The sequence below is a fragment of the Halomonas maura genome, assembly GCF_030409305.1.
Classification (GTDB): domain Bacteria; phylum Pseudomonadota; class Gammaproteobacteria; order Pseudomonadales; family Halomonadaceae; genus Halomonas; species Halomonas maura.
Window position 1 is genome coordinate 1 of the sequence record NZ_JAUFPQ010000026.1, and the last position, 19,218, is coordinate 19,218.

Consider the following 19,218-nt stretch of genomic DNA (forward strand, 5'->3'; position numbering starts at 1 on the left):
CCTGCCGCTCTCCCGGGGTCAGCCAGCCGCACGGCGGCGTGACCCGCGTGCCGGTGGCGGTGGTCAGCGGGTTCATCCTCTCGCTGCTTTCGCCGCCGCTGATCCTGTTCCGGCTGACGCTGTAGGCCAGGGGCACCCTGCCGCTCTCGCGGCGGAGCGGTCGGTAACCTAGGCTCAGAGGATGCCCTGGCGCCGGGCCCGTATCGCCCCCATCAAGGGCCGCAGAGGGAAGGCGGGCGCCGCCGGTGGCTGGCCCGGATATCGCTTCAGGGAGGGTGGGGGATGCAGTCTTGCGCGATGCCGACGACCTCGTCCGCCGTGCGATGCCGCCGCGGCCTGCTGGCCGCGCTGTCGCTGATGGTGTGCGTGGCCCTGTCGGCGGCGGCCCAGGAACCGGAACTGCCCGACGAGCCCTTCTCCACCTGGGAGCGCACCGCGGCGCTGGCCGAGGAGCTCCTCGATGAGCGCAACGCCTCCAAGTCGCTGTTGGAGAATGTCCGCGCCCGCCTGGCCAAGCAGCGCGACCAGGCCTTCCGCATGACCCAGGAGACCAACATCGGCGTGCGCGCGCTGCAGGCCCAGCTGGCCTCGCTGGGCCCTCCGCCCGAGGAGGGCGTGACGGAGTCCGAGGAGCTGGCCGGCCGTCGGGCCGAGCTCGGCGCGGCCCTGGCCAGCGCCAAGGCGCCCATCGTCGCGGCGGAGGAAGCCTACGAGCGCGCCAACCTGCTGATTGCCGAGACCGATACCCTGATCCGGGAACAGATCACCCAGGAACTGCTGATCCGTAACCCCTCCCCGCTGGTTCCCGGCCGATGGCTGCAGGCCCTGGAGGAGCTCGGCGCCTACGGCGACCAGCTCGAGGGCGAGCTCCAGGCCCGGCTCGCCATGCCAGGGGTCAGGGAGCACCTGGTGCGAATCCTGCCGGCGGCCCTGGTGCTGCCGGGGCTGGCCCTGTTGCTGGTGCTATGGGGCCAGCCGTTCGTGACCCGGCGGCTGGAGGCACGCATCCCCCGGACGGAATCTCGCTCGCAGCGCTGGGCCTTCTCGACCCTCAACAGCCTGGCCCGCCTGCTGATTCCGGCCGTCGCCGCCGCCGCCCTGGTGGTCGTGGTCCGCATCGCCGACGTGACCCCGGTCTCCGCCGGCAAGCTGGCCGACACCTTGCCGGCCATGGCCTTCTTCATCGTGCTGGGCCACTGGCTGGGACACCTCATCTTCCGTCCGAACCTTCCCCTGCGGCGCCCGCTGCCCCTGGATGACACCCAGGCACGACACGGTCTGCTGCTCAGCCAGAGCCTCGGCGTCTTCGTCGCCCTGGAGCTGGCCCTGACATCCCTCGAGCAGGATTTCACCTACACCCCGGCCACCATCGGCGTGCTCTCGACGCCGGTCATCCTGCTGGGCGGCCTGCTGTTCTGGCGCCTCGGCAGCCTGCTCGGCAGGCCGCAAGGCGACACCGGGGAGGCGACGGGCCCGCCCTCCACGGAGCACGCGCCGCAACGAGCGAAAGGCTTCCTCGGCCTGCTGGCCCGGCTGATGACGTTCTCGGCGTTGATCGGCGGGCTCCTCGTCATCGCCGGCTATGACAACCTGGCGCGACAGGCCCTGGTCCCGATGGCCATCACACTGGGACTTATCGGCATCGCCCTGGTGGTCTACTTCCTCGTCATCCGCACCCTGGAGGACGCCCTGGGCCGGGACGCCACGACCCTGGCCGACGGCTTCGGGCTCATCCCCATCGGCACCGTCTTCCTGCTCAGCCTGGCCCTGGCCCCGCTGCTGGCGTTGGTCTGGGGCGCCCGGCCCACCGATATCGCCGAGATCTGGCGGCTGCTGACGGATGGCGTGCAACTCGGCGAGACGCGCATCTCGCTGGAGATGCTGATCACCCTGGTGCTGGTCTTCTCACTGGGGCTGCTGGTCACGCGCTGGCTGCAGCGCCTGCTGCGTGCCACGGTGCTGCCCCGCACGCGCATGGATCCGGGGGCTCAAACCGCCCTGGTCACCGGCGTCGGCTATCTCGGCCTGACCATCGCCGCGCTCACGGCGGTCTCCTCGGCGGGACTGAACCTCGCCAGCCTCGCCGTGGTGGCCGGGGCCCTCTCGGTGGGGATCGGCTTCGGCCTGCAGGCCATCGTCTCCAACTTCGTCTCGGGGATCATCCTGCTGATCGAGCGTCCCATCAAGGAAGGCGACTGGATCGAGGTCTCCGGCTATTCCGGCTATGTGCGCAAGATCGCCGTGCGCTCCACCCGCATCGAGACCTTCGATCGCCATGACGTGATCGTGCCGAACTCGGCGCTGATCGCCGAGACCGTCAAGAACATGACCCTGACCTCCCACACCGGCCGCCTCGTGCTTCCCGTGGGCATCGCCTATGGCAGCGACCTGGAGCGCACCCGCACGATCCTGCTGGAGGCTGCCCGGGCCCAGCCGGCGGTGCTGACCGTCCCGGCCCCCGCCGTGCTGTTCATCGGGCTCGGCGAGAACTCGCTCGATTTCGAGCTGCGCTGCTACCTGCGTGACGTCGGCGACCTGCTCAGCGTCAGGTCGGAGCTGCTGTTCGCCGTCTATGGCGCGCTGGACGAGGCCGGCATCGGGATTCCCTTCCCCCAGCGAGAGGTCCATTTCCAGGGGCTCGAATCGCTGCTGGCCGCCCTCCAGGGCCGCGCCGCCGGGAACCGCCCCCAGGCCGGAGCGACCGGCGACTGACGCCGGTCACCGATACCGGCGAGGCTGCACACTATCTGCACACTTCCTGCCCAATGCCTCCATCACGGTCACCGATGATAGGTTGTGGCATCTTGCCCCCATCACGCTAGCGGAGCCCTGCATGCGTCTACGACGCGTCTTCACCCCGGCCGTGTCCCGGCTCGGGATCAAGTTGTTCGTGATCATCCTGGTGGTCAACGTGGCCATCTCCGGGCTGGTCTTCATCGCCGTGTCGCGCAGCCTCGACCAGGGATTCATCGAGTACCTGGACCGCACCCAGACCCGGCGGGCCGAGACCCTGGCCAAGGGCCTCGCCGATGAATGGGCCTGGCGCGGCGACTGGCAGTGGCTGCGCCAGTCGCCGCGCACCTGGCACCACCTGGTGCGCCGCCAGCTGTGGCCGGGGGATGCCCCGCCGCCGGAGGGCATCGAGCGCCGCCTGGGGGATCCCAAGGACTTCGTGCTGCATGACGCCGACGGCCTGCCGGTGATCGGGCTGCCGCCGGACAACGACCTGGAAGCGGCGGAGCTGCGCTGGCTGCCGATCGTCAGCGCCGGCGCCCGGGTCGGCACCCTGGGCTACCGACCGCCCCAGCAGCTGATGGCGCGCATGGACCGGATCTTCCTCTCCCAGCAGCGCCGTAACCTGGCGATCATCGTCGCCGCCCTGGGGCTGGCCTCCCTGCTGCTGGCGGGCGGCCTGTCCTGGTGGCTGGGCCGCCGCACCCGGGGCATGACCCTGGCCACCCGGCGCCTCACCGAGGGCGACTACAGCACCCGCCTGGCCGAGCGCGGCCGCGACGAACTCTCCAGCCTGGCACGCGACTTCAACGTCCTGGCGGCCACCCTGGAGGCCAGCCGCGAGGCGCGCAGCCGCTGGGTCTCGGACATCGCCCACGAGCTGCGCACGCCGCTCGCCGTGCTGCGCGGCGAGATCGAGGCCATGCAGGACGGCATCCGTCCGCTGGACCTGGACAACCTCGGCTCGCTGGCCCAGGAGGTCGACCAGCTCGAGCGCCTGGTGGCCGACCTGCGGCTGCTGTCCCAGAGCGATGCCGGGGCCCTGGAGGTCCAGCTGGCGCCCCTGGACCTCGCCGCCAGCCTCGCCGCCCGCCTCGACGAGGCCGCCGCCTGGCTGGCCGACAGCCGCCTCACGCTGGACAGCGACATCGAGGGCCCGGCCTGGATCCGCGGCGACACCCAGCGCCTGCGCCAGCTGTGGACCAACCTGCTGGACAACACCTGCGCCTACACCTCCCCCCCGGGCCGGCTGAGGGTGCGCCTCGCGGCCACCGGCGAGGGCTGGCAGGTGAGTTGGGAGGACAGCGCGCCGGGGGTGCCCGAGGCCGAACTGCCGCGACTCACCGAACGCCTCTACCGGGTCGAGGGGTCGCGCAGCCGCGCCAGCGGCGGCAGCGGCCTGGGGCTGTCCATCGCCATGGCCCTGGCCCGGGCCCACGGCGCCGAGATGGTCGCCAACCCGTCGTCGCTCGGCGGGCTATGCTGGACGCTGACCTTTCCGGCCATCGCCGAACATCAACTCAGGGAGGATGACGCATGATTGCCCCGGACCCCGCGACCGACCGCGTCCTGATCGTCGAGGACGAGCCCAAGATCGCCCGCCTGGTGGCGGATTACCTGGAGGGCAGTGGCTTCGACTGCCACCATATCGACCACGGCGACAAGGTCCTGCCCTGGCTCGAGGCCCAGGAGGCCCGTCCGGAGCTGGTGCTGCTCGACCTGATGCTGCCGGGCACCGATGGCCTGACGCTGTGCGGGGAGATTCGCCAGCGCTGGCCACGCGTGGCCATCATCATGCTCACCGCCCGGGTCGAGGAGGTCGACCGGCTGCTGGGCCTGGAGCTCGGCGCCGACGACTACATCTGCAAGCCGTTCAGCCCCCGCGAGGTGGTGGCCAGGGCCCGGGCCGTGCTGCGCCGCAGCCGCGCCGCCGAGGCCCCGGAGACGGCCGGTAACGGCAACACCCTGAGCCTGGACGAGGACGGCTGGCGGGCGCTGGCCGACGGCCAGGACCTGGGACTGACGGCGGTGGAATTCCAGCTGCTGCGGGTGATGATGCAGTCGCCCGGGCGCATCTTCTCCCGGGAACAGCTGATGGATCACATGTACCGCGATCACCGCATCGTCTCCGAGCGCACCGTGGACAGCCATATCAAGAAGCTGCGCAAGAAGATCGCCGAGGTCTGGCCCGAGCGCGAGATCATTCGCTCGGTCTACGGCGTGGGCTACAAGTACCAGCCGGAGGAGTGAGCCTGCAGGGGCGCGTGGGCAGGGGGCGAATCATCACCCGGGCGTGATCCTGGACCGGGATCTCACACCATGAACGCTCATCGATCGCTGCCTCGATCTCGGTGGCGATCGCCGGACGCTCCCGCGCCTCCACCCGACGGACCCTCGCCGTCATGGTGCAGCCCGAGGTCCTCCAGATCCGTTTCCAGCAACCGTTCGGTCGCCTTCACCAGGACGCGTGCCACCCGATACGTCGCCTCCAGCGACACGGATTCGTCCGGGGCATGCGCCAGTTCGATCTCGCCGGGCCCGTACACCACCGTGGGAACACCCGCCAGCCGCACCCAACCGGCCATGTCGCAGCCATAGGGCATCCCGGTGATGGGAGCCGTCTTCCGGAACTCCTCCTCCGTGGCCTCGGCCAACGACGTCACCAGCGGATGGTCCTCACGGATCTGGGCGGATCCGAACCCGGATGCCAGGAGGCGGATCTCCGGCGGATGATCCCGGAGCCAGGGGTCATCGCCGATGGCGGTCATGATGCTGCTCCGGAAGCGCTCCTCGGCCTGCTGGATGGTCTCGTCGAGGGCCACGCCGACGCGGACCTGGGCCTCCAGGGAATTCATGACCGTCGATGACCACAGGCCGCCCTGGATGGTGCCCACGTTGGTGGCATAGGGCAGCGGATGCCGTTGCATCAAGGGATGGGGGGCGCCGGCGTTCAGGGCCTGCTCATGTTCGCGCATGGCGTGGTAGACGGTGATGAAATGATCCAGCGCGCTTTCGCCCTGCAGCCGCCGGCTGGCATGGGCCGACTTGCCGGTGATCCGGATCCTCAGCGACATGGCCCCGGCGTGGGCGATGACCAGCTGCGGAACGCCCTCCGGCCCCAGCGTGGGCTCGGGGATGATGGCCGCATCGGCATGCCAGCCACCGCGGATGGCCGCCAGGGTGCCGAGCCCGCTGTCCTCCTCGGCCGGTACGGCGGCGAAGATGAGGCGTCCGGGAAAGTTCCGGCCGCTGTCGGCGAAGGCCTCGAACGCCGCCATGGCCGCCACCAGGCCGGCTTTCATGTCCGAGGCGCCGCAACCGAAGATGCGATCACCGCGTGCCACCCCCGAAAAGGGCTCGTCATGCCAGTGGTCATAGTCGCCGGGTGGCACCACGTCCACATGCCCGGTCAAGAGCACCGAAGGGCCGGGCTGCTCGCCGCGTAGCACGCCGACCACCACCGGCGCCCAGGCGCGTTCTACCTCATGGCCCGGGTAGCGGGGATCGCGCTGCAGCGAGGCGATGCCATCGTTCCAGTAGGCGATCTCGGCATCGAATCGCTGGAGCCAGTTGGCGATATGGGACACCGCCGCGTCTTCCTGGCCGGTGACGGAGGGGATGCGGATCAGCGAGACGAGATTCTCACGGATACGGTCGATGTCGATGAGCGAAGTGCGCCTGATCATCCTCGCGGCCCTCGGGACAGCCCCTGTCGGTCTCCCCGAAGTATATATCCCTTGGCGAGAACGCCCCGCACCGAGCCGGTCGTCATGAGGATGGCGCCGGGCCGGCCAAGGAGCCCTCGACGGCGAAGGGCTGACTCGCCCGTCGGCGAGGCCGCACCGTGCTGCAGGCACTTGCCCGGTCTTTGCACCCTGGGTCCACGGCGCTTGCACGACGCCGGGCGACACTGCAAGCGTCAACCCAAGGCCACAAGGAATGCCCGACATGAAGAAGTTGAGCCTGACCCGCAAGCTGTTCGCGCCCGCCCTGCTGGCCGCCGCCATCGCTCCCCTGGCGCTCTCCGCCAGCGCCGAGCCCGGTGAAGGCGAGCGATACGTCAGGGGTGGCCCCTCCCACGCCGAGCAGCGCGAGGCGCTCTTCGAGCGTGCCGGCCTCGACGCCGAGACGCGTGACGCCCTGGCCGCGGCCCGCGCCGAGCATCACCAGGCGCAGCAGGCGCTGCGTCAGGACTACCGCGAGCGGCTCGACGAGATCCTCGATGACGACCAGCGTGCGGCCCTCGAACAGGCCAGGCGCGAGATGCGCCAGGAATGGCGCGCCGAGCAGCGCCAGGCCCGCGAGGCACGCCTGGAAGCCCTGTTCGACGAGTGGCAGCTCGACGAGGCGAGCCGCGAGGCACTCCGCGAGCAGCGTGACGCCTTCCATGCCGAGGCGCAGGCGCTGCACGACCGGACCTTCGACAGCCGCGAGGATCGCCGGGCGGCCTGGGAGGGGCTGCGCACGGAGTACCATGAGGCTCTCGCCGAACGCCTCGACGAGGCGCAGCTGAGCCAGCTGCGCGAGGCCATGCGGCCCGGCCGCCACGGCCCCGGCCCGCACCACGGCGGCGATCACCCGCCGCGCCCCGACGCCGGCTGACGCCGCCCTGCCCGCCTGCCAGGACGCCCGGCCCCGTGCCGGGCGTCTGCGTTTCCCCCTCTCACTCAACCTCGAGATTCCCACCCCGACCGGGTGACCGACTTGCAGACGACACGAGATGTGCGTATTTTATTTGAACGTTCATTTAAAAAAAAGAGTCACCCCCAACAACAGGAGTCTCACTGAATGACGGATTACACCGCCCTTCCCCAGCGACGGGATCGGATCAACCCCACGGTCTTCCACGGCAGCGTGGCGGGCATCGTGGTGTTCCTGGTCCTGACGATGACGTTCACCCAGGAGGCCGGCGCCTTCTTCGACGCCGGCCTGGCCTGGGTGAATGACACCTTCGGCTGGTACTACATGCTGGCCGCCGTGATCTATCTCGCCTTCGTGGTGGTGATCGGCTGCTCGCGGGTCGGCTCGATCCGCCTCGGTCCCGACCACTCGCGCCCCGAGTTCTCTCTGGTGTCCTGGGCCTCGATGCTGTTCGCCGCCGGCATCGGCATCGACCTGCTGTTCTTCTGCGTGGCCGAGCCGCTGTCCCACTACCTGACGCCGCCGGACATGGCCCCGGAGAGTGCCGCGGCGATGCGCGCCGCCGTGCCCCAGACCTTCCTCCACTGGGGGCTCTCCGGCTGGGGCATGTACGTGCTGATGGGCATGGCGCTGGCCTACTTCAGCTATCGCCATCGCCTGCCGCTGGCCATCCGCAGCGCCCTCTACCCGCTGCTCGGCAAGCGCATCAACGGCCCCATCGGCAACGCCGTGGATATCACTGCGGTGATCTCCACCGTGTTCGGCATCGCCACCAGCCTCGGCATCGGCGTGATGCAGCTGAACTACGGCCTGACCTTCATGTTCGGCGTGCCCGAGAGCCTCGCCACCCAGGTGGTGCTGATCGTGCTGGTGGTGATACTGGCGACCATCTCGGTGGTCACCGGCGTCGAGAAGGGCATCCGCCGGTTGTCCGAGTTCAACATGGGGCTGGCCGCCGCCCTGCTGCTGTTCGTGCTCTTCCAGGGCGATACCCTGCACCTGCTCGATGCCCTGGTGCTCAACGCCGGCGACTACCTCGGCGGCTTCATCGGCAAGAGCTTCGACACCTATGCCTTCGCCGGGGCGGATGCCCAGCAGTGGAAGGGCTGGTGGACGATCTTCTTCTGGGGCTGGTGGATCGCCTGGACGCCCTTCGTCGGCCTGTTCCTGGCACGCATCTCGCGCGGGCGCACCATCCGCGAGTTCGTCACCGGCGCCCTGCTGATCCCGCTGGGCTTCATGATGGCCTGGATGTCGATCTTCGGTAACAGCGGCATCGAGATGGTCGCCAACCAGGGGCTCGTCGAACTGGGCGAGCAGGCGCTCAACACGCCCCAGACCACCATCTACACCTTCCTCGAGCAGTACCCCTACATCGGCATCACCGCCTCGGTGGTGACGATCCTGGGCATCGTGTTCTTCGTCACCTCCGCCGACTCCGGCGCCCTGGTGCTGGCGAACTTCACCTCGATCCTGTCGGACGTGAACCACGACGCGCCGATCCGCCTGCGCATCTTCTGGTCCGTGGCCATCGGCCTGGTCACCGTGGCCCTGCTGATGGCCGGCGGCCTGTCGGCGCTGCAGAGCGCCGTGGTGATCACCGCCCTGCCCTTCTCGCTGGTGATCTTCGCCATCATGGCCGGCATGACCCGGGCGCTGCGTCTGGAGAACAAGAAGGCCGAGGCCCGCCGCCAGGTCAGCGGCACCGCGCCGGGCGGCGACTGGCGGGAGCGCCTCGACCGGGCGCTGGACACCTCCACCCGGGACGGCGCCGCCGCCACCGTCGAGCACGCCATCCGGCCGGCCCTGCGCCAGTTCGCCGAGGAGCTCGAGAGCCGCGGCCAGTCGGCCTCGGTGACCGAGGAAGCGGTCGAGGGCGAACCGCTGCCGCAGCTGACCCTGCAGGCGGAGTTCGACGACGCCCATGGCTTCGTCTACCAGGTGCGCGCCCACCGCCTGCGCACCCCGAGCTTCCTGCCGGCGGACGACGACTACTATGTGCGCCTCGACGTCTACCTGACCGAGGGTGGCGCGGACAAGGACCTCAACGGTTACACCCGCGGCCAGGTGCTCGGCGACGTGCTCTCCGAGTACGAGCGTCACCTGCACTTCCTCGCCCTGGCCGGCGAGGGCGGCGCCAGCGTCCAGGCGATGCCGGGGGCGGTGGGCGAGCCGCCCCAGGACCTCAGCCCGGCCTGAGCCACGCCCAGGACCGGAACGCGAGCGGCGACCCCACGGGGTCGCCGCTTTCGTTTGGGCCCGGCCGGGCGGCAGACAGATCGACGGATTGCGACCATAGTGATAGGCGATGGCCACCGCCGACTCGAGGGGAGCAAACGACCATGGCAACCCGTGTCGCCATCATCCAGACCCCGCCGCGCCTGCTCGACCGTGACGCCAGCCTGGAGGGGGCTGTCGCCCTGACCGATGAGGCCGCCGCCTCGGGAGCCGGCCTGCTGGTGTTTCCCGAGGCCTACCTGCCCGGCTATCCCACCTGGATCTGGCGCCTGCGGCCGGGGGGCGACATGGCCCTGTCCGGCGAGATCCATGCCCGCCTGTGGGACAACGCCATCGACCTTGACCGGGATCATCTGCGTCCCCTCCAGGAGGCCGCGGCCCGCAACGCCGTGACGCTGGTGATCGGCCTGCATGAGCGGGATGGCCGCTTCAGTGGCACCACCCTGTACAACAGCGTGGTGGTGATCGGGCCGGACGGCGGCCTGCTCAACCGCCACCGCAAGCTGATGCCGACCAACCCGGAGCGCATGGTCTGGGGCCAGGGCGATGCCAGCGGGCTGCGGGTCGTGGACACCCCGGCCGGGCGCCTCGGCACCCTGATCTGCTGGGAGTGCTACATGCCGCTGGCCCGGTTCGCGCTCTACGCCCAGGGGATGGAGCTGTTCATCAACCCGACCTGGGACGCCGGCGAGACGCGCCTGGCCAGCCTGCGGCATATCGCCAGGGAAGGCGGCTGCTGGGTGCTCGCCACCGCGACCGCCCTGCAGGGGAGCGACGTCCCGGCGGACTTCCCCGAACGCGACCGGCTGTTCTCGCCGGACGAGTGGATCAATCCCGGAGACGCCACCGTGGTCGCCCCGGGCGGGGAGGTGGTCGCCGGCCCCCTGCACCGGCAGAAGGGCATTCTCTATGCCGACATCGACGCCGCGGCGGCACGGCGGGCGCGACGCACCCTGGACGTCGGCGGCCACTACGGCCGCCCCGACCTCTTCTCGCTGAGCGTGGACCGGACACCCCGCGTCCCGGCCCGCTTCGAGGACTGAGCGGGCTCGACGGCCGCGCCGTCACGGCGAATGGTCTATAACTGTAGCCAGGCCATGACAGCCGGAGACAGCGTCATGCAACAGGACCCTGAGGTCGGCACGCGCCTGGTCGAAGTGCCGGTCAGCCTGCTCGAGAACGGCATGTACATCGCCGCCCTCGATCGTCCCTGGATGGTCCCGCCGCACCTGTTGAAACGGGGTCGCTCCGACCTGCGCCGACTGCGCAGCTACTGCCGCTCGGTGTATGTCGACCCGCAGCGCTCCCAACCCCAGGTGCAGGCGATCCTGTCTGCCCTGCAGATCCCGCCGGACCTCGCCGAGTTCGCGCCGCTGCCCGCCGAGGAACGACGCAGCCCGGCGATCATGTCCAGCGATCCCCGCGAGGTACACCACGCCGAGCAGCTGTATATCAAGACCCAGCGCACGCTGCAGCGCCTGATGCGCGACGAGCATGACTGGTATCGCCGCCTGCCGACGCTGCAGCGGGAGATCGGCCGGCTCATCGCGGCCCTGGAGGTGGTCCCCGATACCCTGGTCTGGCTGACGCGCCTCAAGCACCGCGGCGCCTACCGGCTGGAGCACGGCCTCAACGTCGCCATCCTGGCCATGGCCTTCGGCCAGCACCTGGGCCACGAGCGCTCACGGCTCGAGGAACTGGGCCTCGCCGGCCTGCTGCACGACGTGGGCAAGATGCGCCTCGACCAGGCGATACTCGACAAGCCCGGCCCGCTCACCGAGGAGGAGTTCGCGCACGTCCAGGGGCATGTGCTGCATGGCTACGCCATGCTCGAGGACGACCCGCACCTCCCGACGGCGGTCAAGATCGCCTGCCGGGACTATCACGAGCGCCTCGACGGCAGCGGCTACCCCCGCGGCAAGCCGGCCCGGGACATCGGCGAGGCCGCGCGGATCCTCGCCATCGTCGACACCTATGACGCCATCACCAGCGACCGCGTCTACAGCCCGGCCCGTCCGGCGACCGAGGCCCTGGGCATCCTTCACCAGGGCCGGCGACACCTGTTCGATGGCCGGCTGGTCGACCGCTTCATCGACTGGATCGGGCTCTATCCCCTCGGCACCCTGGTCGAGCTCAACAACGGCATGGTCGGCATCGTGGTCGCGCAGGTGCCCGACCAGCCGCTCCGCCCCCAGGTGCTGGTCAAGCTCGACGAACGCAAGGCGGCCATCCCCGGGCGGCGGGTCGATCTCGCCGAACCGGCCCTCGGCGGGTTCCGGCTGTCGGTGGACAAGACGCTCCCGCCGGGCGCCTACGGGGTCCAGCTGGACAGCCTGCCGATGCCCGATGGCTGACGCCCGGGGCCCGGTCAGGGGGCCGCCTCGCGTTGCCGCCGCGCAGCGGTTACCCTGAGGCCCCAGCCAGGAGATGCCATGAGCGACACCCCGCCCCTCACCGACCCGCGCCGGATCAGCTACTACCATGCCCACCTCTACTACGAGGATGCGGCGGGGCTGGCCGAGGCTCGCCGCGTGGCCGAGGCCGCCGCCGAGCGTTTCGCGATCCGGGTGGGTCGCTTCCACGAGCGTCCGGTGGGCCCGCATCCGCTGTGGAGCTGCCAGCTGTCCTTTGCCGCCGAGCTGTTCGGCGAGGTCGTGCCCTGGCTGGCCCTCAACCGCGGCGCGCTGGATGTCTTCGTGCATGTCGGCACCGGCGACGACCGCTTCGACCATACCCAGGGGGTGATATGGCTGGGCCGCAGCCATCCGCTCGACCTGAGCCTCTTCCACGACGACCACTGACCACGCTATCGCCCATGCGCTTCCCCTTCCCCGCCGGCCCCTTGCGCCGACTGGCCCCGACCCTTGCCGCCCTCCTGCTCGCCGGCTGCGACGCCGGCAACGAGGTCGGCGACGTCTCCCTGGGCCTGTTCACCACCAAGGACATCAAGATCGAGAGCCTCTCCGATCCCAAGGTGCCCGGGGTGACCTGCCACCTCAGCAACATCGACGCCGACCTGGACCTGGCCGACCCGTCCGACACCAGCCTGGCCTGCCGCCAGACCGGCCCCATTACCGCCGAGATGCTCGCCGACATCGACACCTCGGCGGACGGCGAGCTGCTCTACCGGCGCTCCCAGAGCGTGCTGTTCAAGAGCCTCAAGCTGCGGCGGATCTTCGATGCCGAGAGCCAGACCCTGCTGTACCTGGCCTACAGCACCAAGGAGACCAGCGGCAGCTTCAAGCATGCCCTGAGCAGCGTGCCGCTGTGGGGCACCCAGGCCTGGCAGACCCCGCCATCGCGGTAGGGGCCGGCGACGCGCGGGGTGAAGAGGGGCCCGGCCGGGCCTCGACTACACTGAGGGACACATACCGCTGTCGAGCGAACGCCCATGAGTCACCGCTTCATCGAGGTCGTCAGCGACTACCCCTCCACCGAGGAGGAGTTCGTGCTGCTGCTGCATCTCGACCAGATCGCCCAGATCCGTCCCGAGATCGAGGCGGAGAACGAACCCCGCCACGAGCCGGTGGCCGTGGTCACCCTGGCCAACGGCGAGATGCTGGTCCTCAAGAACAGCTTCAAGAGCGTGGTCAAGCGACTCACCGAGGCGAAGATGGTGATGCGCCCCTGAGGGAAACCACCGGCTCCACCATACGCAAAAACCGGGGATGGCATCCGCCACCCCCGGTCATGCCTTGGTCAACCTCGATCAGCGCATGTCGAGCACCACGCGCCCCTCGATCCGACCCTCGATCATGCGCTGGAAGACGTCGTTGATGTTCTCCAGCCGGTCGCCATGCACCGTGGCCTTGACCTTGCCCTCGCCGGCGAAGTCCAGGGCCTCCTGCAGGTCCTGGCGGGTGCCGACGATGGAGCCGCGCACGGTGATGCCGTTGAGCACGGTATCGAAGATCGGCAGCGGGAAGTCGCCGGGCGGCAGGCCGTTGAGCGAGATGGTGCCGCCGCGGCGCACCATCCCCTGGGCCTGCTCGAAGGCCTTGGGCGACACCGCGGTGACCAGCACGCCGTGGGCGCCGCCGATCTCGCGCTTGAGGTAGGCGGCCGGGTCGGTGGTCATGGCGTTGACCGTCACGCTGGCACCGAGCCGCTTGGCCAGCGCCAGCTTGGCGTCGTCGATATCCACCGCGGCGACGTTGAGCCCCATGGCCTTGGCGTACTGCACCGCCATATGGCCGAGCCCGCCGATGCCGGAGATCACCACCCACTGGCCGGGGCGAGTGTCGGTCATCTTGAGGCCCTTGTAGACGGTGACCCCGGCGCAGAGCACCGGCGCGATCTCCAGGAAGTCGACATTGTCCGGCAGGCGACCCACATAGCCGGCATCGGCCAGGGTGTAGCCGGCGAAGCCGCCGTTCACCGAGTAGCCGGTGTTCTGCTGGGACTCGCACAGGGTCTCCCAACCCCCCAGGCAGTGCTCGCAGTGGCCGCAGGCGGAATACAGCCAGGGCACCCCGACCCGGTCGCCCTCCTGGAGATGGGTCACGCCCTCGCCCACGGCCGCGACGTGGCCGACGCCCTCGTGGCCGGGGATGAAGGGCGGCTCGGGCTTGACCGGCCAGTCGCCGTGGGCCGCATGCAGATCGGTGTGGCAGACCCCGGAGGCGGCCACCTTGACCAGGATCTCGCCGCGTCCCGGGCGGGGTACCTCGACCTCTTCCAGGCTCAGCGGCTCGCCGAAGGACCGCACCACGGCGGCTTGCATCGTCTTGTCCATGATTCCTGCTCCTCACCGTCGGGTTGACAGAGTCCGGTGCTGCCGCATGGCGGCACCGGGCATCGACTCATCAGGGAAGTGGCCCCGGGCAAGCGCCCGGGGCCGGGGCTCAGAAGAAGCCCAGCGGATTGGTGTCGTAGCTGACCAGCAGGTTCTTGGTCTGCTGATAGTGCTCGAGGGCCACCTTGTGGGTCTCGCGGCCCACGCCGGACTTCTTGTAGCCGCCGAAGGCGGCATGGGCCGGATACTGATGGTAGCAGTTGGTCCAGATCCGGCCGGCCTGGATGCCGCGCCCCATGCGGAAGGCCACGTTCATGTCACGGCTCCATACCCCGGCGCCGAGGCCGAACTCGGTGTCGTTGGCGATGGCCAGCGCCTCGGCCTCGTCCTTGAAGGTGGTCACCGCCACCACCGGGCCGAAAATCTCCTCCTGGAAGACGCGCATCTTGTTGTGGCCCTTGAGCAGCGTCGGCTGGATGTAATAGCCCTTCTCGAAGGCCGGGTCGAAACTCTCCTTGTCGCCGCCGGTGAGGAACTCGGCGCCCTCCTCCCGGGCGACGTCCATGTAGGACATGATCTTGTCGAACTGCTCCTGGGAGGCCTGGGCGCCAACCTGGACGTCGGTGTCCAGCGGGTTGCCACGCTGGATGGTCGTCACCTTGTCCATCACCTTGGCCATGAAGGTGTCGTAGATATCCTCCTGGATCAGCGCCCGGGACGGGCAGGTGCACACCTCGCCCTGGTTGAAGAAGGCCAGCACCAGGCCCTCGGCGGCCTTGTCGATGAACTCCGGCTCGGCGTCCATGATGTCGGCGAAGTAGATGTTCGGCGACTTGCCGCCCAGCTCCACGGTGGAGGGGATGATGTTCTCCGCGGCGCACTTGAGGATGTGCGCGCCCACCGGGGTCGAGCCGGTGAAGGCGATCTTGGCGATCCGCTGGCTGGTGGCCAGCGCCTGGCCGGCCTCGGCGCCGTAGCCGTTGACCACGTTGACCACCCCGGGCGGCAGCAGGTCGCCGACCAGTTCCATGACCTTGAGGATCGACACCGGGGTCTGCTCGGCGGGCTTGAGCACCACGCAGTTGCCGGCGGCCAGTGCCGGGGCCAGCTTCCAGGCGGCCATCAGGATGGGGAAGTTCCAGGGGATGATCTGGCCCACCACGCCCAACGGCTCGTGGAAGTGGTAGGACACCGTATTGGCATCGATGTCCGCCGCGGTGCCCTCCTGGGCGCGGATACAGCCGGCGAAGTAGCGGAAGTGATCCACGGCCAGGGGAATGTCGGCGTTCAGGGTCTCGCGCACCGCCTTGCCGTTGTCCCAGGTCTCGGCGACGGCGAGCATCTCGAGGTTGGCCTCGAGGCGGTCGGCGATCCTGAGCAGCAGGTTGGACCGCTCGGTGGCCGAGGTCCGGCCCCAGGCCGGCGCGGCCGCGTGGGCGGCGTCCAGCGCCTTGTCGATGTCCTCCGCGGTGGAGCGGGGAATCTCGCAGAACGCCTCGCCGTTGACCGGGCTGACGTTGTCGAAGTACTGCCCCTTGAGCGGCGCGACGAACTCGCCGCCGATGTAGTTGCCGTAACGGGGCGCGAAGGACACCGGGGAATCGGGACTACCGGGGTTGGCGTAGATCATGGGAGCACTCCTGCCTGTTGGACTCTCTGGGGGTCCGCCCGCCGCCGACGACGGCAGGCCGGGCGAACCGCATGCATTAGAGGGTAGTGAATTCTGCTCGTTCGCCCATCCTGCCTTGGCAGCAGCCGATGGGGGTCTTTGGTCGTAGTCCGCGGCCCCGGCCGGACGCCGGGGCCGCATCTCGACTCAGCGGCTGACCAGTCCCTCGCTGGCGGCCTGGCCGGGCAACCTGAAGGTCCACAGCATGGCGCCCTGGTTGAAGTCCTTGACCCGCTTGCCGATCTCGCCGCCCCACAGGGGCACGGCGCCGCCCCAGCCGGACATCACCGAGACGTACTGCTCGCCGTCCATCTCCCAGGTGATGGGCGTGCCGACGATCCCCGAGCCGGTGTTGAACTCGTAGAGCTTCTCGCCGCTGCGGGCATCGAAGGCCATCAGGTAGCCTTCCGGGTTGCCGGTGAACACCAGGTTGCCGGCGGTGGCCATCACCCCGCCCCACAGCGGCGCGTAGTTGTTGTAGCGCCAGACCGTCTCGCCGGTCCTCGGGTCGATGGCGCGCAGCACCCCGACGTAGTCCTCGTTGAGCGGCTTGATGGTGAAGCCGGCGCCCAGGTAGGCCGCTCCCTGCTTGTAGGCCACCTCCTCGTTCCAGATGTCCATGCCCCACTCGTTGGACGGCACGTAGAAGTAGCCGGTGTCCTGGCTGTAGGCCATCGGCATCCAGTTCTTGCCGCCCAGGAAGGAGGGCGCGACGAACACCGACTCGCCCTCGCCACCGCCCTCGCGGGGATCGCCGGGCCGGCGCTCATCGTTGTAGAGCGGGCGGCCGTTGTCGTCGAGCCCGGAGGCCCAGGTGATCTCGTCGACGAAGGGGAAGCCGCGAATGAAGTCCCCGTCGGTGCGATCGAGCACGTAGAAGAAGCCGTTGCGGTCGGCGGTGGCGGCCGCCTTCACGACCTCGCCACCCTCCTCGTAGTCGAAGGAGATCAGCTCGTTGACGCCGTCGAAGTCCCAGCCGTCATGAGGCGTGGTCTGGAAGTGCCAGGAGATGCTGCCGTCATCCGGATCGATCGCCAGCCGCGAGGAGGAGTAGAGGTTGTCGCCCGGCCGCAGATGGGAGTTCCAGGGGGCCGGGTTGCCGGTCCCGATCAGCAGCTTGTCGATCTCGGGATCGTAGAAGCCGCCAAGCCAGGGCGCCGCGCCGCCGTTCTTCCACATCTCGCCCGGCCAGGTCTTGCCGGCCTCGCCCCCGGTGATGCCGTTCTCGATGGCCTCGCCGTCCTCGTAGACATAGCCCATGTGGCCTTCCACCGTGGGCCGGGTCCACAGCGGCTCGCCATTGGTGGGGTCGTAGGCGCTGATCCTGCCGACCACGCCGAATTCACCCCCGGCCACGCCGGTGATCAGCTTGCCCTTGACGATCAGTGGCGCCGCGGAGATCGAATAGCCTTCCTCGTACTCGGCCACCTTCTGACGCCAGACCACCTTGCCGGTGTCCTTGTTCAAGGCCACCAGCCGGGCGTCCAGGGTGCCGAAGATCACCAGGTCCTCATAGAGGGCCACGCCGCGATTGATCACGTCACAGCAGGGCATGATGCCCTGGGGCAGGCGCGCCTCGTATTGCCAGAGCTCCTCCCCGGTGCGCGCATCCACCGCGTAGACCCGCGAGTAGGAGCCGGTGATGTACATCACCCCGTCCTTGACCATCGGCTGGGACTCCTGGCCGCGCTGCTTCTCGCCCCCCAGCGAGAAGGCCCAGGCCGGCTGCAGCCGCTCGACGTTGTCGCTGTTGAGGGTCTCCAGCGGGCTGAAGCGCTGGCCCCGCCAGCCCATGCCATTGGTGACCACGTCATCGGGGGTGGCCTGGTCGTTGGCGATATCGTCGTCGGTGACGGCGGCCTGGGCGGCGCCAGCCATCACCAGCGAGGCCACCAGGGTGGTCAAGGCGAAGGGAGTTCGAGTGCCGAGTCGAATCATCGTGAAAGCCCTCTGAGTCTGTTGTTGTCTTCCCGCCCCGGCGCACGAGGCCCCGTGGGTGTGGACTCAGTCTTGGCGAGGGCCGGGCTGCCCTCAACGGCACTCTGGACGCAATTGCCCTCCTTCCTTGGTCGCACGACCCGGGGGTCGAGAGACGCGCGCGGCGTGGCCCGCCGCCCGGGGGCTCAGGCTTCCGGCTCGTGGCGCACCCGGACCGCCAGGCGCTGGACCGCATTGTTGGCGACCCCCTTGAGGTTCCACCGGGGCCACAGGGGCTGCACGTTGCCGGCCGCGTCCGTGGCCCGGCAGAGCAGCTCGTGGCGGCCCTCCTCGGCCTCCCAGGTCCAGGACCACGCCTGCCAGGCGTGGGGCGCCGACGGCGGCTCGAGCTCGCTCTGATGCCAGTGCTCGCCCGCATCCGTGCTGACGTCGACCCGGGCGATGGCTCCCCAGCCCGACCAGGCACGGCCATGCAGGGTCAGCGGCCCGGGGGACAGCAGGCGCTCGCGGGTCTCGAACACCGGCATCCCCGGCGGCACCATCAAGGCGCGGGGATAGATGCGCGTCAGCTGGACACCGGGATCGTCGTCGTCCTGGGCGATGCGGTAGAAGACGTTCTGCTGGTAGCCCCAGAACGGCTCGTCGAGCACCGTGATGCGGTGCAGCCATTTCACCTGGGCCATGCCATACCAGCCGGGCACGATCAGTCGCAGCGGGAAACCGTGCTGGGGCGGCAGCGGCGCGCCATTCATCTCGTCGGCCAGCAGCACCTCCGGGCGCAGGCTGTCGGCGGCGGACAGGGCGCGCTGGTACCACTGGACGATCTCGCCCTGCTCGCCGCGGTCCAGCCCGCTGAACAGCACCTCCTTGGCGTCATCGAGCAGCCCGGCCTGCTGCAGCAGCGGTCCCAGCGGGGTCCCGGTCCATTCGCCGGTGCCCACCGCCTCGTCGAGCCAGGGCTGGCTGTGCGGCCGGGGCTCGAGCCGTGCCCGGCCGTTGCCCGCGCACTCCAGGGTCACCGGCTGGGTCACCCGCGGCCGCGCGCGGAGGTCCTCCAGCGACAGGCACAGTGACCGGGCGACCCGGCCGTCGACCTCGAGTCGCCAGGTCCCGGGATCGACCCGGGGAATATCGAAATGGGTGAGCACATAGTGCATGCCCGGGGGGGTGGTCGCGTAGGCCAGGCCCTCCAGGGGCATGCCGTGGTTGCGGGTCGCCGACTGCAACTCTTCGAGGGTGAAATCCGAGGCCATACCGACCTCCG

15 protein-coding genes are annotated in these 19,218 nt (G+C 69.5%); 10 read left to right on the plus strand and 5 right to left on the minus strand.

Annotated elements, in window-relative coordinates; all coding sequences use genetic code 11:
- The first annotated feature begins 282 nt into the window (after positions 1 to 282).
- From QWY76_RS17360 to QWY76_RS17370, 3 genes are all read left to right on the plus strand, one after another.
- Entirely contained in the window at positions 283 to 2,712 is a 2,430-nt protein-coding gene (locus QWY76_RS17360) for a DUF3772 domain-containing protein (RefSeq protein ID WP_290312647.1), read from the plus strand.
- A 121-nt stretch (positions 2,713 to 2,833) separates the two neighbouring features.
- Positions 2,834 to 4,273, plus strand: coding sequence for an ATP-binding protein (locus QWY76_RS17365; protein ID WP_290312649.1), 1,440 nt, complete (start codon positions 2,834 to 2,836; stop codon positions 4,271 to 4,273).
- Positions 4,270 to 4,983 carry a response regulator gene (locus tag QWY76_RS17370; RefSeq protein WP_290312651.1) on the plus strand — a complete coding sequence of 238 codons (714 nt, stop codon included), beginning with the start codon at positions 4,270 to 4,272 and terminating at the stop codon, positions 4,981 to 4,983. Before QWY76_RS17365 ends, QWY76_RS17370 begins: the two co-directional genes overlap by 4 nt.
- A 77-nt stretch (positions 4,984 to 5,060) precedes the next feature.
- Here the strand turns inward: QWY76_RS17370 and QWY76_RS17375 are convergent, their stop codons facing one another.
- Positions 5,061 to 6,419: an ArgE/DapE family deacylase gene (locus QWY76_RS17375; RefSeq protein WP_290312653.1), complete on the minus strand. Its 1,359-nt coding sequence runs from the start codon at positions 6,417 to 6,419 to the stop codon at positions 5,061 to 5,063.
- A gap of 262 nt (positions 6,420 to 6,681) precedes the next feature.
- Between QWY76_RS17375 and QWY76_RS17380 the strand changes: the two genes are divergently transcribed.
- From QWY76_RS17380 to QWY76_RS17410, 7 genes are all read left to right on the plus strand, one after another.
- The gene (locus QWY76_RS17380) at positions 6,682 to 7,335 is read left to right on the plus strand and encodes a hypothetical protein (RefSeq protein WP_290312655.1); all 654 of its coding nucleotides are present in this window, start codon (positions 6,682 to 6,684) and stop codon (positions 7,333 to 7,335) included.
- 186 nt (positions 7,336 to 7,521) lie between these two features.
- Positions 7,522 to 9,573 carry a choline BCCT transporter BetT gene (betT, locus tag QWY76_RS17385; RefSeq protein ID WP_290312656.1) on the plus strand — a complete coding sequence of 684 codons (2,052 nt, stop codon included), beginning with the start codon at positions 7,522 to 7,524 and terminating at the stop codon, positions 9,571 to 9,573.
- 143 nt (positions 9,574 to 9,716) lie between these two features.
- Complete coding sequence (locus QWY76_RS17390) at positions 9,717 to 10,655, plus strand: carbon-nitrogen hydrolase family protein (protein WP_290312657.1); 939 nt, start codon at positions 9,717 to 9,719, stop codon at positions 10,653 to 10,655.
- Positions 10,656 to 10,730: 75 nt separating this feature from the next.
- Positions 10,731 to 11,966, plus strand: a complete 1,236-nt coding sequence (locus QWY76_RS17395; RefSeq protein WP_290312659.1) for a cyclic di-GMP phosphodiesterase — start codon at positions 10,731 to 10,733, stop codon at positions 11,964 to 11,966.
- Positions 11,967 to 12,044: 78 nt separating this feature from the next.
- Positions 12,045 to 12,413: a DOPA 4,5-dioxygenase family protein gene (locus QWY76_RS17400; protein ID WP_290312661.1), complete on the plus strand. Its 369-nt coding sequence runs from the start codon at positions 12,045 to 12,047 to the stop codon at positions 12,411 to 12,413.
- 14 nt (positions 12,414 to 12,427) lie between these two features.
- Positions 12,428 to 12,919, plus strand: a complete 492-nt coding sequence (locus tag QWY76_RS17405; RefSeq protein WP_290312663.1) for a CreA family protein — start codon at positions 12,428 to 12,430, stop codon at positions 12,917 to 12,919.
- An 84-nt stretch (positions 12,920 to 13,003) separates the two neighbouring features.
- The gene (locus QWY76_RS17410; RefSeq protein ID WP_290312665.1) at positions 13,004 to 13,243 is read left to right on the plus strand and encodes a hypothetical protein; all 240 of its coding nucleotides are present in this window, start codon (positions 13,004 to 13,006) and stop codon (positions 13,241 to 13,243) included.
- 78 nt (positions 13,244 to 13,321) lie between these two features.
- Here the strand turns inward: QWY76_RS17410 and adhP are convergent, their stop codons facing one another.
- The 4 genes from adhP to QWY76_RS17430 form a co-directional block, all read right to left on the minus strand.
- Positions 13,322 to 14,347 (minus strand): alcohol dehydrogenase AdhP, encoded by a 1,026-nt coding sequence (adhP, locus tag QWY76_RS17415; RefSeq protein WP_290312667.1) that lies wholly within the window; start codon positions 14,345 to 14,347, stop codon positions 13,322 to 13,324.
- Positions 14,348 to 14,456: 109 nt separating this feature from the next.
- The gene (gene exaC / locus QWY76_RS17420) at positions 14,457 to 15,977 is read right to left on the minus strand and encodes an acetaldehyde dehydrogenase ExaC (RefSeq protein WP_290312668.1); all 1,521 of its coding nucleotides are present in this window, start codon (positions 15,975 to 15,977) and stop codon (positions 14,457 to 14,459) included.
- Positions 15,978 to 16,163: 186 nt separating this feature from the next.
- Positions 16,164 to 17,954, minus strand: a complete 1,791-nt coding sequence (locus tag QWY76_RS17425) for a PQQ-dependent methanol/ethanol family dehydrogenase (RefSeq protein ID WP_290312670.1) — start codon at positions 17,952 to 17,954, stop codon at positions 16,164 to 16,166.
- Positions 17,955 to 18,139: 185 nt separating this feature from the next.
- Positions 18,140 to 19,207, minus strand: coding sequence for a sulfite oxidase (locus QWY76_RS17430; protein WP_290312671.1), 1,068 nt, complete (start codon positions 19,205 to 19,207; stop codon positions 18,140 to 18,142).
- Positions 19,208 to 19,218 lie beyond the last annotated feature (11 nt).